This is a genomic window from Streptomyces sp. S4.7, assembly GCF_010384365.1.
Lineage (GTDB): Bacteria > Actinomycetota > Actinomycetes > Streptomycetales > Streptomycetaceae > Streptomyces.
The window spans coordinates 7,246,608-7,260,497 of record NZ_CP048397.1; the positions used below are offsets into that span (position 1 = coordinate 7,246,608).

Annotated in this window: 15 protein-coding genes and 2 pseudogenes; 12 read left to right on the top strand and 5 right to left on the bottom strand. The window is 72.1% G+C overall.

Translation table 11 applies throughout. The features are described from left to right. Nucleotides 1-86 precede the first annotated feature (86 nt). The 5 genes and pseudogenes from SSPS47_RS31845 to SSPS47_RS31865 form a co-directional block, all read left to right on the top strand. Entirely contained in the window at nt 87-995 is a 909-nt protein-coding gene (locus tag SSPS47_RS31845) for an aminoglycoside phosphotransferase family protein (protein ID WP_164253925.1), read from the top strand. A 136-nt stretch (nt 996-1,131) separates the two neighbouring features. Then, a complete protein-coding gene (locus SSPS47_RS36095) occupies nt 1,132-1,527 on the top strand; it encodes a potassium channel family protein (protein ID WP_164255248.1) in 396 nt (131 codons plus the stop codon). A 27-nt stretch (nt 1,528-1,554) separates the two neighbouring features. Further along, complete coding sequence (locus tag SSPS47_RS36330; RefSeq protein WP_164253926.1) at nt 1,555-3,255, top strand: dipeptide/oligopeptide/nickel ABC transporter permease/ATP-binding protein; 1,701 nt, start codon at nt 1,555-1,557, stop codon at nt 3,253-3,255. Then, on the top strand, nt 3,248-4,291 hold the full coding sequence (locus tag SSPS47_RS31860; RefSeq protein WP_164253927.1) for an oligopeptide/dipeptide ABC transporter ATP-binding protein: 1,044 nt from the start codon (nt 3,248-3,250) through the stop codon (nt 4,289-4,291). The genes SSPS47_RS36330 and SSPS47_RS31860 overlap by 8 nt, the downstream gene beginning before the upstream one ends. After that, nucleotides 4,288-4,962: pseudogene (locus tag SSPS47_RS31865) on the top strand (sulfite exporter TauE/SafE family protein); the annotation flags it as partial. The gene SSPS47_RS31860 and the pseudogene SSPS47_RS31865, both read left to right, overlap by 4 nt. Before the next feature lie 63 nt (nt 4,963-5,025). Here the strand turns inward: SSPS47_RS31865 and SSPS47_RS31870 are convergent. After that, entirely contained in the window at nt 5,026-5,517 is a 492-nt protein-coding gene (locus SSPS47_RS31870; protein WP_164255249.1) for an NAD(P)-dependent oxidoreductase, read from the bottom strand. A gap of 219 nt (nt 5,518-5,736) precedes the next feature. On the opposite strand from SSPS47_RS31870, the pseudogene SSPS47_RS31875 reads away from it, so the two are divergent. From SSPS47_RS31875 to SSPS47_RS31890, 4 genes and pseudogenes are all read left to right on the top strand, one after another. Beyond that, a pseudogene (locus SSPS47_RS31875) lies at nt 5,737-6,602 on the top strand (GNAT family N-acetyltransferase); the annotation flags it as partial. A 133-nt stretch (nt 6,603-6,735) separates the two neighbouring features. Further along, nucleotides 6,736-7,302 carry a snapalysin family zinc-dependent metalloprotease gene (locus tag SSPS47_RS31880; protein ID WP_164253928.1) on the top strand — a complete coding sequence of 189 codons (567 nt, stop codon included), beginning with the start codon at nt 6,736-6,738 and terminating at the stop codon, nt 7,300-7,302. Nucleotides 7,303-7,517: 215 nt separating this feature from the next. Next, entirely contained in the window at nt 7,518-7,964 is a 447-nt protein-coding gene (locus SSPS47_RS31885; protein ID WP_164253929.1) for an SRPBCC domain-containing protein, read from the top strand. A 5-nt stretch (nt 7,965-7,969) separates the two neighbouring features. Beyond that, on the top strand, nt 7,970-8,338 hold the full coding sequence (locus SSPS47_RS31890; RefSeq protein ID WP_164255250.1) for a metalloregulator ArsR/SmtB family transcription factor: 369 nt from the start codon (nt 7,970-7,972) through the stop codon (nt 8,336-8,338). A gap of 63 nt (nt 8,339-8,401) precedes the next feature. On the opposite strand, the gene SSPS47_RS31895 is transcribed toward SSPS47_RS31890, so the two are convergent. After that, the gene (locus SSPS47_RS31895; RefSeq protein ID WP_164253930.1) at nt 8,402-9,130 is read right to left on the bottom strand and encodes a TioE family transcriptional regulator; all 729 of its coding nucleotides are present in this window, start codon (nt 9,128-9,130) and stop codon (nt 8,402-8,404) included. Nucleotides 9,131-9,188: 58 nt separating this feature from the next. Here SSPS47_RS31895 and SSPS47_RS31900 point away from each other — a divergent pair, with 58 nt between their 5' ends. Next, nucleotides 9,189-10,397, top strand: coding sequence for an erythromycin esterase family protein (locus tag SSPS47_RS31900; protein WP_164253931.1), 1,209 nt, complete (start codon nt 9,189-9,191; stop codon nt 10,395-10,397). Nucleotides 10,398-10,409: 12 nt separating this feature from the next. Here SSPS47_RS31900 and SSPS47_RS31905 read toward each other — a convergent pair whose 3' ends face one another. Further along, nucleotides 10,410-10,988, bottom strand: a complete 579-nt coding sequence (locus tag SSPS47_RS31905; RefSeq protein WP_239065146.1) for a helix-turn-helix domain-containing protein — start codon at nt 10,986-10,988, stop codon at nt 10,410-10,412. A gap of 122 nt (nt 10,989-11,110) precedes the next feature. On the opposite strand from SSPS47_RS31905, the gene SSPS47_RS31910 reads away from it, so the two are divergent. Continuing rightward, nucleotides 11,111-11,878, top strand: coding sequence for an SDR family oxidoreductase (locus SSPS47_RS31910; RefSeq protein ID WP_164253933.1), 768 nt, complete (start codon nt 11,111-11,113; stop codon nt 11,876-11,878). Nucleotides 11,879-11,908: 30 nt separating this feature from the next. On the opposite strand, the gene SSPS47_RS31915 is transcribed toward SSPS47_RS31910, so the two are convergent. Together SSPS47_RS31915 and SSPS47_RS31920 are read right to left on the bottom strand one after the other, a co-directional pair. Beyond that, a complete protein-coding gene (locus SSPS47_RS31915) occupies nt 11,909-12,763 on the bottom strand; it encodes an NAD(P)H-binding protein (protein WP_164253934.1) in 855 nt (284 codons plus the stop codon). A 7-nt stretch (nt 12,764-12,770) separates the two neighbouring features. Beyond that, nucleotides 12,771-13,205 (bottom strand): nuclear transport factor 2 family protein, encoded by a 435-nt coding sequence (locus SSPS47_RS31920; protein WP_164253935.1) that lies wholly within the window; start codon nt 13,203-13,205, stop codon nt 12,771-12,773. Between the two features lie 90 nt (nt 13,206-13,295). Here SSPS47_RS31920 and SSPS47_RS31925 point away from each other — a divergent pair, with 90 nt between their 5' ends. Then, nucleotides 13,296-13,886: a TetR/AcrR family transcriptional regulator gene (locus SSPS47_RS31925; protein WP_164253936.1), complete on the top strand. Its 591-nt coding sequence runs from the start codon at nt 13,296-13,298 to the stop codon at nt 13,884-13,886. The last annotated feature ends 4 nt before the right edge of the window (nt 13,887-13,890 follow it).

Here is a 13,890-nt window from a genome sequence, read left to right on the forward strand (position 1 = left end):
CCGGGACGCCACCGCCACCACCGGCGTCACCGTCGCCGCTCGATAATGCGTTGCCCGGCGTGATCACCGGGCGCGATGATCCGAGGATGGCCCCAACTCCCCCCGACGGCCGCGCCGGTATCGACGCGGCCCTGGTGAAACGTCTGATCGCCGCGCAGTTCCCGCAGTGGAGCGCCCTGCCCGTCACCCCGGTGGAGGTCGACGGATGGGACAACCGGACGTACCGGCTCGGTGAGAGCATGACCGCCCGCCTGCCCACCGCCGCCGGTTACGTCCCCGCCGTCGCCAAGGAGAACCGGTGGCTGCCCCTGCTGGCACCCCAACTGTCCGTCGCCGTACCGCCGGTGCTCGGCCTGGGGGTCCCCGGCGAGGGATACCCCTTCCCGTGGTCGGTGCGTGGCTGGCTGCCGGGTGCGACGGCGCGGCCCGAGCGGATCGGGGACATGACGGCGTTCGCCGTCGAGGTGGCCGGGTTCCTGCTCGCCCTCCAGCGCTGCGACGCCACCGGCGGCCCGGCCGCGGGGGAGCACAGCTTCTACCGGGGAACGCCGCCCACGCACTACGACGAAGAGACGCGGCGCTTCCTCGCCTCTCTCAAGGGCCGGGTGGACACCGACCGGGCCGCCGCCGTGTGGGAGGCCGCGCTCGCCACCGAGTGGCGCGGGGAGCCGGTGTGGTTCCACGGCGACATCGCCTCCGGCAATCTGCTGGTCGCGGACGGGAAGCTGACGGCCGTCATCGACTTCGGTACGTCGGGGGTCGGGGACCCGGCCTGCGATCTGGTGATCGCGTGGGGGATGTTCCACGGCGAGAGCCGGGAGGCGTTCCGGCGGACGGTCGGTCAGGACGACGGCACCTGGGCGCGCGCCCGAGGATGGGCGCTGTGGAAGGCGCTGCTGGTCCTGTCCCAGAACATCGACACGGACGGGGAACCGGCCGAGGTCAACAGGCATGTGATCGCCGAAGTCCTGGCGGACCACGACGAGTTCGCCTGACGAGGCCGGACCCGACTGCCGGCGAGGGCGGCGTCACGTGCGGGCGAGGCGGCGGCGAAACCCGGGAGCCGTGACACCCGCGCTCCGGCCCACCGGGTGTGTCCTGCTCCCCGCACGCTCCGGCCACGGCTAGGGTCTGTCGTTCGGATCTTGCCGGGCTCGCGGTCCCCGGCACGCCCGCCCCCGGGCGACCATCACCTCGTTCCCGCTCGCGCTGTGGTGGTCCGTCGAGACCGCGACCACCGTCGGGTACAGGGATCTGTACCCGGTCACCGCACCCGGCCGTGTCATCGCGGGCGCCGTGATGCTCGTCGGGATCTCGGTGTTCAGCATCGTCACCGCCTCCCTGGCCACCTGGTTCGTGGGCAGCGCCGCGCGCAGGGCCCGCGGGGTGGCGCTCGCCCTGGAACACGCCGAGTCGACGGGGGAGACGGACGCCGCCCGCGAACTGCGCGCCCTGCACGCACGCTTCGACCGCCTCGAACATCTGCTGGCCCGGGGCCCCGGCAACAGTCCCGAGCCACCCGGCTGACCTCGTACCCCGGCGCCCCCGTAACTGATGTGGGCGAGCTACCGCGGCGGTTGGCGGGAGAGCGCGGCGATGCGGGTCGCCGACGTGATCCTCAGCTTCCCCTCCCTGCTGCTCGCCGTCGTCGTGCTCTACGTCTTCGCGCCCAGCGCCACGAACATCGTGCTGATCCTCGCCCTCGCCCGGATCCCGGTCTATCTGCGGACCGCGCGCGCCGAGGGCGCCGAACTCAGGAGCCGCCTCTTCGTGGACGCGGCGCGGACGTTCGGCGCCGGCACCTGGCCGACGATCTACCGGCACATCCTGCCGATCGCCATGCCGACGCTCCTCACCGTCGCCACCCTCGACTTCTGCTTCGTCATGCTGACCGAGTCGTCGCTGAGTTTCCTCGGCATCGGCATCCAGCCGCCGGACATCAGCTGGGGACTGATGGTCGCCCAGGGACGCCAGTACCTCCAGACGGCCTGGTGGATCGCGGTACTGCCCGGACTCGCCATCGTCCTCACCACCGTGTCGGCCACCGTGCTGGCCGCGTGGGTACGTCTGGCGACGGACCCCGCGCAGCGCTGGCGCCTGACGCTGCCGAGGAAGAAGCGCGAGCAGTCGGCCGCGAGCGACAGTGCGGAGCGGCCCGCCCCGCCGGTGTCCGCGGCGGGTACGGCGAAGACCCCAGAGACCCCCGGGACCCCCGGGACCCCCGAGACGTCCGGAGCCGCGCGGCCCGAAGCGCCGGTCGCCGGGGACGGCGGGAGCCGCCGCGCGCTGGAGGTCGAGCGCCTCAGCGTCGACCTGCGTACGCCCTCCGGCACCGTCCGCGCCCTCGACTCGGTCGGCTTCACCCTCGACAAGGGACGCACCCTCGCGCTGCTCGGCGAGTCCGGCTGCGGCAAGTCGATGACCGCGCAGTCGATCGCCGGGCTGCTGGAACCCGTCGCAGACGTGGTCGGCGGAGCCATCCGCGTCGGCGGCACCGACGTACTGCGGCTGAGCGCCACCGCGCGCAAGCGGCTCGCCGGACCGGTGCTGTCGATCGTCTTCCAGGACGCGCTCACCGCGATGAATCCCGTGCAGAGCGCGGGCAAACAGCTCGGCGAACCGTTCCGGATCCATCGCGGCCTGTCCAGACGCCAGGCGAGGGAGAAGGCGATCGAGCTCATGGAGACCGTCGGCATCCCCGAACCCCGGGCCCGCGCCCGCTCGTACCCGCACCAGTTCTCCGGCGGCATGCGCCAGCGGCTGCTCATCGCGATGGCCGTCGCCCTCGGCCCCGACGTACTGATCGCCGACGAACCGACCACCGCGCTCGACGTCACCGTCCAGGCGCAGATCATGCAGCTGCTGCGGGAACTCCAGGCCGAGCGCGACATGGCGGTCCTGCTGATCACCCATGACCTCGCCGTGGTCTCGGAGCGCGCCGACGACGTCGCGATCATGTACGCGGGCAACGTGGTGGAGACCGGCCCGGTGCGTGCGGTGTTCGCGAATCCCCGACACCCCTACACGAAGGGCCTGCTCGACTCCGTACCCGAACACGCCGAGAGGGGCGGTCCGTTGCCCGCCGTCCCCGGCAGCCCGCCCGAGCTGAGCGCGGTGCCGCCGGGCTGCGTCTTCCAGGCGCGCTGCCCGCTCGCCAGGGAACGCTGCGCCGAGGAACGCCCCCGGCTCGTGACCGACGACGGGGCGGGCCGCGCGGTCGCCTGCCACTTCTCCGAGGAGCTCACCCGTGTCTGAGAACACCAACTCCGGGACAGCCCCGCTGCTGGAAGTCACCGGGGTGACGAAGTCGTTCCGGGTCCCGCGCAACGCCGCCGGACACAACAGGCTGACCGCGCTGGACGGCGTCGACCTGCGCCTCGGCCGGGGCGAGACGCTCGGCGTGGTGGGCGAGTCGGGCTGCGGAAAGTCCACCCTGGCCCGGGTGCTGCTCCTGCTGGAGCGGCCGGACGCCGGGACCGTGCGCTTCGACGGGACCGACCCCTTCACCTTGAAGAAGAAGGAACTGCTGGCCTGGCGCCGGCGGGTGCAGATGGTGTTCCAGGACCCCTTCGCCTCGCTCAACGCGCGGATGTCGGCGGCCGACATCATCGGCGAACCGTGGCGCACCCACCGGGACGTGGCACCCACCGCGCGGGCGACCCGCGTACGTGAACTGCTCGACCTCGTCGGACTGCGGGCCGCCGACGCCTTCCGCCACCCGAACGAATTCTCCGGCGGACAGCGCCAACGGCTGGGCATCGCACGCGCGCTGGCCCTGGACCCCGATCTGATCGTGTGCGACGAGCCGGTGTCCGCGCTGGACCTGTCGGTGCAGGCGCAGGTGCTCAATCTGCTCTCCGATCTCCAGCGACGGCTTCAGGTCTCCTACGTGTTCATCTCCCACGACCTGTCGGTGGTCCGGCACGTCGCGGACCGGGTGTCCGTGATGTACCTCGGAAAGGTCATCGAACACGGCGCCACCGAGGAGGTGTTCGACCGGCCGGTGCACCCGTACACCTCGGCGCTCATGTCGGCGGCGCCCGCGCTGGACGTCTCCGGCGCCCCGCCGCGCGGCGACCGCGTTCTGCTGCGCGGGGAGATCCCCTCGCCGCTCGACCCGCCGTCGGGCTGCCGGTTCCGTACCCGCTGCCGGTACGCGGTCGACAAGTGCGCCGAGGAGCCACCGGTGAGCGTGCGCGACGGCTCGCACGAGGCTCTGTGTCACTTCCCGCTGGGTATCGAGCCGGTGGGTGCCGGGCCGGTGGCCGGCCCGGCATCGGCGGACAGGTGAGCCTGCCGACCTTCGCCCTGCTCTCCGCGGTCGTCCTGCTGGGCACGGTGTTCCAGGTGTCGATCGGCTGCGGGCTCGGGCTCCTCGCCGCCCCGGTGATCGCGCTGGCAGCGCCCTCCCTCGTCCCTGTCGTGCTGCTGCTCTCCACCGGGGTCACGGCCTCGGTACTGCTGCTGGACGGCGCGCACGTGAACCTGCGCGGAGCGGGGTGGGCGCTGCTCGGCCGGGTACCGGGCGTGATCGCGGGCGCGGCGCTGGTGGCCCTGCTGCCCGCTCGGTGGCTGGCGCTGTGCGTCGCCGGCGTGGTCGTGGTGGGCGTCCTCGCGAGCGTCCGCGGCTTCCGGCCGGCGCCGACCAGGCGCGCCGTCGCGCTGGCGGGGATGGCGTCGGGACTGATGGGTACGGCGACGTCCATCGGAGGTCCGCCGATGGCCCTGGTCTGGCAGCGCATGACGGGGCCGCAGCTGCGCTCCACGATGAGCGGGTTCTTCCTCGCCGGTTCGCTGATGAGCCTGGTCGCACTCGCGGCTGTCGGCGCGGTGCACGCCGACAGCCTGCGCTACTCGGCCCTGCTCGCCCCTGCCGCCGCCGGCGGCGTACTGCTGGCGCGCCCGCTGTCCGACAAGCTGAACGTCGGCCGGGCCAGAGCAGTCGCGACGGTGCTGGCGGTGGCGGGCGCCGCACTACTGACGGTGCGTCAGTTCGTCAGACCGAAGGGCCCGCCCGTGCCGTACTCAGCTGCCGCCGCGCACCACATTCGTCAGAGGCTCGCCCTTGGTGAGCCGGCCGATGTTGTCGGCGATCTCGCGCGCCCTGTTAACGAACGTCTCCCGGGTGTGGCCGGAGTGGTGCGGCGTCATCACGACATGGTCGAGCGTGTGGAACGGGTGGGTGCAGCCGCGCCCGCCACTCCCGTCCTTGGGGTGGCTCCACCACACGTCCAGCCCGGCGCCGCCGGTCCGCCGCCCGGACAGCGCGTCGAACAGCGCGTCCTCGTCGACGAGGGGGCCGCGCGCCACGTTGATCAGCAGGGCGTGCGGGCGCATCCGGGCGAGCTGCGCCGCCCCGATCAGACCGGTCGTCGCCGCCGACAGCGGCACGGTCAGGACGACGACGTCCGAGCCCGCCAACAGGTCGTCGAGCCCGTCCTCGCCGTCAACCCGGTCCAGTCGCACGTCACTTGGCAGGGCTGCCCGCGGATCGCGCCGTACCGCGCGTGCCCTCATGCCGAGCGCCCGGCGCCAGGGCCTTGATCGCCTCGATCTCCTCCTCGGGCGGGCACACACCGCCCTTGAGCTTGATCGCGGTGAACCCGTATCGGTCGATCATCCGCCGTGCCTGCGCCACCAGTTGTGAAAACGACCGGCCCTCTGGTGGGCGTCGGACGCCCTTGACGGTCGGAAACCGGGTGCGGACCGGTGGCGCGGTGGTGTGTGATCGGGCGCGTGGGGATTGTGTTGTGCGGGCCGGGAGTCGACGGGCTGAGCGAGGCGGTGGGCGCACTGCGCGAGTGGCAGGACGACGGGGCGCCGACGCAACTGCATCCGGGCGACCTGGGCTGGTTCTGGCGCTCGGGCGCGGAAGCGACGGCCCCGGCGGTCAGGACATGGAGCCGGAACGGACGGATCCTCGCCGTCGGGCTGCTGGACGGTCCCGGACCGCTGCGGATGACGATCGCGCCGGACGCGCACCAGGAGGAGGAACTGGCCCGGCGGCTGGTCGAGGACGTGACCGCGCCGGAGCGCGGCGTGCTGCCCGAGGGCAGGGCGAACATCGAGGCACCGACGGGCGCACTGGTCCAGGACCTTCTGCGCGAGGAGGGCCGGGACACCGACGAGCCGTGGACACCGCTGCGCCGCGACCTCACGGAGCCGGTCGAGGACCCGGGTGTGCGGATCGGGGTGGTCGGACCGGAGCGGGCGCAGGCGTATGTCGCGGTGCGCCGGGCGGCGTTCGACGGGTCGAGGTTCACCGACGAGGGCTGGCACGCGATGGCGGCCGGACCGCCGTACGCCGAGGCCCGGTCTCTGCTCGCGTACGACGAACACGGCGACGCGGTGGCCGCGGTGACGGTGTGGTCGGCCGGTCCGGGACGGCCCGGCCTGCTCGAACCGATGGGCGTGCACCGGGAACACCGCCGTCACGGCTACGGTGCGGCGATCACCGTCGCCGCGGCGGCCGCGCTGCGGCGACCGGGCTCGTCGAGCGCGATGGTCTGCACCCCCAGCTCCAACGCACCGGCGCAGTCGCCACCTACAAGTCGGCCGGCTACCGGCCACAGCCCGAGGTCCGGGACCGGTACCGGGGCGCTAGGCGTTGGGGCTCCTGTCTCCGGTCCGCGGTGCGGGGCGTCGGATTGACGGATTGGTGTGAGTCGTCGGTGGGCAGTGAGCAGTGGAAGTTATGTCATGTGCACGACTGTCTCTGATGTAAGGAGGTCGACCATGCACGTTCGTAAGTTGACCGGCGCGCTCGCCGCCGCCCTGGCCGTGACCGCTTCCCTGCTGGGTGGCCAGGCCGTGGCCGCTCCCACCGCGGAAGCGGACGGAGCCCTGGCCGCGCGTGTGGTCACCTACGACGCCAGCGGTTCCGCGGAGTTCAGGTCCGCGGTCGACCGGGGCGCGGCGATCTGGAACGAGAGCGTCGACTCCGTCGAGCTGCGGCCCGTGGCGTCCGGCCAGTCCGCCAACATACGGGTCCTGGCGGACAACGGCTGGCCCCGCGCGCTGACCACGTCGCTGGGCAACGGAACCGTCTGGATCGGCCGTCAGGCCGTGATCGAGGGTCACAACACGATCCGCATCTCGTCGCACGAACTGGGCCACATCCTGGGTCTGCCGGACCGCAAGCCCGGCCCCTGCACCAGCCTGATGTCCGGTTCCAGTGCGGGAACCAGCTGCACGAACGCCTACCCCAACGCGGCCGAGAAGGCCGAGGTCGAGGGCTACTTCGGCGGACGGTTCGCGCCGAAAGCCGGAGCGGTGCCGCTCAACACCATGATCGTGGACTGAACCGCCGCTCGGGACGCCGAGCGGAAGTGACCGTGCGCCCCGGAACGCGATCCGCGTTCCGGGGCGCACGCCGTCGGGTGGCAGGCGGTCGCCGACGGGGCGTCACGGCGGATCGCCCTTCGCCGGCCGTGACACCAGATGCAACCTGTGGGTTGCTTCCGAATGTCTTATGTGCAACTCTGGAGTTGCACTTGATGGCAGCGAGGGAGGATCTCATGAGCGAGGACCGGATCGAACGCGAAACCCTGATCGAGGCGCCCCTGGAACGGGTCTGGTCGCTGGTGGCCCAGCCCGGTTTCTGGGTGGCCGACAAGGCGAGCTTGCCCGGCACGGTGGCGAAGGAGGGCGAATCGATGGTGGCGAAGAACGCCGAGTACGGCGACTTCCCGGTACGGGTGGAGAAGGTCGAGGCGCCGACGTACCTGGCGTACCGCTGGGCCAGCGCGTTCCCGGGCGAGGAGCTGCGCGAGGACAACAGCACCCTCGTGGAGTTCACGCTGGCCCCGGAAGGCGACGGGACACGGCTGCGCGTGGTCGAGAGCGGATTCGCGGCGCTGGGCGGGTCCGAGGAGCTGCGCGGCCGGGCGGTGAAGGACAACACCGTCGGCTGGCCCCAGGAACTGGGCGCGCTCAAGGCGCGTGCGGAACAGCCGTCGGCGTGACGGACATGCGCCGGGACGCCGGCGGGGCCGTCGACAGCGTGCTTGTGGCGCTCGCCGACCCGACACGGCGTCAGCTGCTCGAACTGCTCGCCGCGCAGGGCGAGGTCAGCGCGACCACTCTCGCCGCACAGCTTCCCGTCTCGCGGCAGGCGGTGGTCAAGCACCTCGCGGTCCTGGACGCCGCCGGACTGGTCTCGGGCGGCCGGGTCGGACGCGAGGTGCGGTACGAGGTACGGCCCGCCGCGCTGGACGCGACGGCGCGGTGGATGGCCGCGCTCGCGGTGGACTGGGACCGGCGGCTGGCGAACATCAAGCGCGTCGCCGAAGCCGAGACGGCGGGGGAGCGGGAGGCGGGGCCCGGCGGCCCCGCCTGACCGGGAACGGGCGCCGGATCGACCGCGCGACCCGTACGCCCTCGCGGTCCGGCCGCTCTCGTGTCAGCCGCGCGCGTGCAGGTACGCCTCCAGCTCGGCGGCCCCGCTGAGCATCGCCCTCGCGCGGGCGGACAGCCGCCCGCGCCAGTCGTGCAGCGCGGCCTCCAACGGCTCCAGCCCCCCGGCCGCGCGCACTTGGGCGATCAGCGGGGCGATCTGCTCCAGCAGATGGCCCCCGCGCCTGAGTTGATGGGCCAGCCTTACGTCCCGTACATCCGCCTCGTCGTAGACCCGGTACCCGGTCAGCGGGTCGCGGCGCGGCTGCACCAGCCCGGCGCGCTCCCATTTGCGCAGCGTCGCGGGCCGGATGCCCAGCTCGTCCGCCAGCGGCCCGATGAACGTGCGGACGGGCCCGGCCACCGCCGCGACGGGTGTCGTCGCGGACCCCAGATCACGCAGGGCGTTCTCCACGGCCAGGAGTGTGAGCCGGTCGTCGAGCAACTGGGCGTGGCTCTCGTCGATGAGGCGGAACGCCTCGTCCGTCCCGCCCTCGTTCACGGCCCGCATGATCGACGCCGCCATGTGGTGACCATGGCCCGGTACCAGGGTGAGGAACGCCGCCAGGGCCAGCGCGTGCAGCGGCGTATAGGTGCGGTAGCCGTGCGGTGTGCGACCGGCGGCCGGCAGGATTCCGGCCTCCTCGTAGTTCCTGACCGCCTGCGTGGACAGACCGTGCCCGCGCGCCAGGTCGATCGGTCTGAGCTGTCTGCCGTTTTGAGGGTTTGCCGCCATGATTCCCTTGATATCGCGGAAAAGTTTCAACCGGAGGTTCAACGATAACGTTGAAGGCATGGTTACAGACAGCAAAGACATCGCCCGAGCCGTCGACGCCGCCGCCGTCATGGAACTGCTTGACTCCCGGCCTCGGGTGCTCGCCCTGGGCGAGCCCACCCATGGCGTGGACACTCCGCTCGACCTGCGCAACCAGCTCTTCCGGCAGCTCGTCGAGCACGAGGGCTACCGGACGATCGCGATCGAGAGCGACTGTCTGATGGGGCTGGCCGTGGACGCCTACGTCACCTCGGGCACGGGCACCATCGACGAGGTCATGGAGCACGGGTTCAGCCACGGGTTCGGCGCGTCCGGGGCCAACCGCGAACTCGTGCGCTGGGCTCGCGCGTACAACGAGGGCAGGCCCGCGCCCGAGCAGGTGCGCTTCGCCGGTTTCGACGGCCCGCTGGAGATCACCGGCGCCGCGAGCCCACGGCAGGCACTCACCGCACTCCACGACTACCTGGCCGCCGAGGTGGACCCGGATCTGCTCCCCTGTACCGCGCGGACGCTCGACCGCCTGCTCGGCGCCGACGCCCGGTGGACCGATCCGGCCGCGATGAGGGACCCGGCCGCGTCCGCGGGGGAATCGGCCGAGGCATACGAACTGCGAGTGCTCGCCGACGATCTGACGTCCCTGTTCGACGAGTGGACGCCGCACCTGATCAGGGCGACCTCGCGGGAGGACTGGGACCGGGCGCGCCTGTACGGGCGGACCGCCCTCGGACTGCTGCGCTACCACTTCTGGATGGCCGACACCTCACCGGGCCGTATGACGCGGCTGGTCGGCGTGCGGGACCAGATGATGGCCGACAACCTCCTCGCCCTCGCCGAGCGCGGCCCGGTTCTGGTCCACGCCCACAACGCCCATCTCCAGAGGGACATCAGCTCGATGCGGATGGGAGACATGCCCCTGGAGTGGTGGAGCGCCGGCGCGATCGTGAGCGCCCGGCTGGGCGGGGAGTACGCCTTCCTGGCCATGGGCATCGGCACGATGCGGCACCAAGGAGTGGGCGCCCCGCCGCCGGACACCCTCGAAGGGGTCCTGTACGCCCTCCCCGAGGACGACTGCCTCATCGATCCCGCCCGGCTGACCGCCGCCCTCGGCGCCGCGCGGCCCGCCCCCCGGGTGTCCCCCTGCTTCGGCTACTTCCCACTCCACCCGGCGCATCTGCCCGCGATGGACGGGATCGTGTTCCTGAAGGACGTTTTGCAGGACACGGCCTAGGGGTGTCCGCAGTCAACGGTGACCGGCGTCGAAGAGGGCGTCGCCGAAGGCGGCGGCGAACGCCTGCGTGATCAGTCCGGGCAGGTCGGTCCGTCCGTCGTCCTCGGCCCAGCGCATCACGGCCGTGTGCATCGCGGCCAGACACGCGCTCGCCGCCGCCTGGGCACGGAACACGGTGTCGGGATCGACGGCCTCGTCCCCGAGACCGTCGACGATCGCCCGCTGGAGGACGTACTGGTTGTCCAGGTGCTTGGCCCGCAGGGCGGGCGTCGAGATCATGAGCCGCAGGCGGGCGAGCAGGAACCGCTCGTCCGCCGTGGGGCTGCCCCTGTGGGCCCCGCCGGTCAGGGCCGTGGCCGACTCGATGAGCGCGTTGCCGATCCGGCGGACCAGGGGCTGCGCGGCGGACGACGCGGCGATCCGCTCGCCGACGATCCTGCCGTTCTGGTCGAAGAGGACGAGGTCCTCCTTCGTGGGGAAGTGCCGGTAGACCGTCATGGGCGAGACACCCGCGGCCACGGCGACGTCGGTCACGGCCGTGGCGTCGTAACCCCGCTCGGTGAACAGCCGTACCGCGTGCGCCTGAATCATGCGCTGCGTCTCGGATCGTCGCTGCGCCCGCAAGGTTGAGTGCTGGTCGGTCACGTGGTAGACACTACCGCAGTGGTAGTCACTACCAGATTGGTAGTCGCTACCGGAATAGGGTGGTTGTCATGAGTGATGATCTGACCGGCAAGGCGGCTCTGGTGACGGGGGCGTCGCGCGGTATCGGGCAGGCGATCGCGGCCCGGCTGGCGGCGAAGGGGGCGACTGTCGTCGTGCACTTCGGGACGGACAAGGACGGTGCGACGGCGACGGTCGAGGCGATCGAACGCGATGGCGGAACCGCGTTCGCCGTGCGGGCGGAGCTGGGCGTGGACGACGACGTCGGGACGCTCTTCGCGGGAGTCGAGGCGGGCCTCGCCGGTCGACCGCTCGACATCCTCGTGAACAACGCGGCGGCCGTGCCCGCGGGCCGGCTGGGAGTCACGACGCGGGCGGAGTTCGACCACCTCTTCGCGGTGAACGTGCGGGCGCCCTACTTCATCATCCAGCGAGCGTTACCCCTGCTCCGCGACGGTGGCCGCATCATCACGCTCTCGTCCGTGGCGACCCGGATGGCCAACGCCACGCAGACGTCCTTCGCCATGACGAAGGGCGCGGTCGAGACGATGAGCATGACGTTGGCCAACGAGCTGGGGGTCCGGGGGATCACGGTGAACGCGGTCGCTCCCGGCGCCACCCTGACGGCGACGAACGGATCGTCCTTCGACGGGCCGGGCGTGCCCGAACTCATCACGGGACTGACGGCGCTCGGCCGGCTGGGCGGACCCGATGACGTGGCCGACGTGGTCACGTTCCTCGCCTCCGACGCCGCACGCTGGATCACCGGCCAGGTCATCGACGCGACGGGCGGGCTGTTCCTCGGCCCCCGCGTCTGACCGGGGGCGGCCGGGCGGACCGCGCCGGGGTCAGTTCGGCGCGGTCGCGGTCAACTCCCGTTCGGCGAAGGCGCGGAAGGTGCCCGGCGGGCGGCCGGTCAGGCGGTGGACCGTGTCGGTGGTGCGGTCCTCGGACCCCTCGGCGATCGCGCGGTCGAGGCCGGCGAGCAGCGCGGCGAACTCGACGGGCATCGAGGACGCCAGGTGGTCGCGCATCTGCTCGTACGTCAGCTGTCGGTGGGTGACGGTCCGGCCCGTGACCTCGGTGACGACGGCCGCGATGTCGCCGTAACTCAGCGGCCGCGGGCCGGTGATGACCAGATCGGTGTTCGGGGGTCGGTCGTCGGTCAGCGCGTGTACGGCCACGGCGGCGATGTCGTCCGCGTCGACGAACGCCACCCGGCCCGCGCCGGTGGCCGTCGACACGGTCCCGTCCGCCCGGATGCTCTGTGCGTGCGGGTGGCCGCCGGTGAAGTTCTGCATGAACCACGAGGGCCGCAGCACCGCCCATTCGTCGAACAGGCCGGGCAGGGCCTCGTGGATCTGTCCCGTGGCCGGGCCGCCGGCGGGGATCGCCGACGAGCTGAGCAGCACCGCGCGGCGCACACCGGCCGTACGGGCCCGCTCCAGGAAGGGCAGCATGACGGCGGCCGGGTCCGAGGAGCCGATCGGCGGCAGGAGATAGACCCGGTCCGTGCCGCTCAGTGCCTCGTCGAACGTCGTGGGGTCGGCCCAGTCGAAGCGGACGGACCGCGCGCCGGCCACGGTGGCCGCGCGTCGGCCGGCGGCCCTGACGCGGTGCCCGCCCGCGGCGAGCCGGGAGGCGACGCGGCTGCCGGTGGTCCCGGTGGCCCCGAGGACCAGGGTCGTGCCGTGAGTGGTCATCAGTGCTTCAGCTCTTCCTCGTGAAGTCGCTCGCGGGGTCCTGGAGGGCGAGGGGGTTCCAGTAGTCGCGGTAGTGGGTGATGAGGCCGTTCCTGAAGGTCACCACGGCGATGTAGGTCATGTCGAAGGGACTGCCGGTCTTCACCAGACGGCCCACCCCGCGCATCTCGACCACGATGGTCTCCGCGGCCGTCGTCCGGTGGATCTCCACGGAGGGGAAGTCGTGGAGGTCGATGAAGTCGGGGTATCCGCGCATGTAGTCGCCGACCGCCGCCTTGCCCTCCAGCCGCTTCGGCCGGCCCTCGGGCGCGAACGGGAACTCGAACACTCCGTCGTCGTCCCAGAGGTCGACCCAGGCGGGGATGTCCTTGTCCAGCAGCAGCCGCAGACCGTGGCGGTACAGGTCCGCCGGGGCCGTGTCCTTGCTCGTGTTCGTGGGCATGAGCACTCCGTCCAGTACGATACGGACCGTGGGTCCGCTTCCCTTCGAACAATACGGACCCAAGGTCCGTTTCGCAACCGGAGGAACCTCATGACCGAGCGCAAGCCCCGCAAGGACGCGGCCCGCAACCGTGCCGCCGTCCTCGCGGCGGCCGACGACCTCTTCGCCCGCGGCGCGAGCCCCGAGTCCGTCACCATGGCCGACATCGCCGTGGCGGCAAACGTCGGCAAGGCGACCCTCTTCCGTGCCTTCGGAGACCGCACCGGCCTGATCCAGACGCTGTACCGAGCGCGCCTCGAACCGATCAGGGAGGCCGTCGAGGAGGGGCCGCCGCCGCTGGGACCCGGCACCCCGCCGCTCCAGCGAGTACCCGCCCTGCTCGACGCCGTGCTCTGCTTCAAGCTGGACAACCGTCATCTCGCCCTGGCGCTGGAGGAGACGGGCAGCGACAGCCCCTACCGGGCCGAGCACTACCGGCGGTGGCACGGCACGCTCCGAGCCGTACTCGAACAGATCCCCGGTCTCACCGACGGCGCCTTCACCGCCCACGCGCTGCTCGCCGCCACCCGTGCCGACCTTGTCGAACACCTCGTCGGCGAGCGCATGCCGCGTGAGCGGATGAGGGCGGACCTGGCGGCCTTCACCGCCAGGGTCCTGGGCGGCGGCCCAGCCTCTGTCTGAGCCC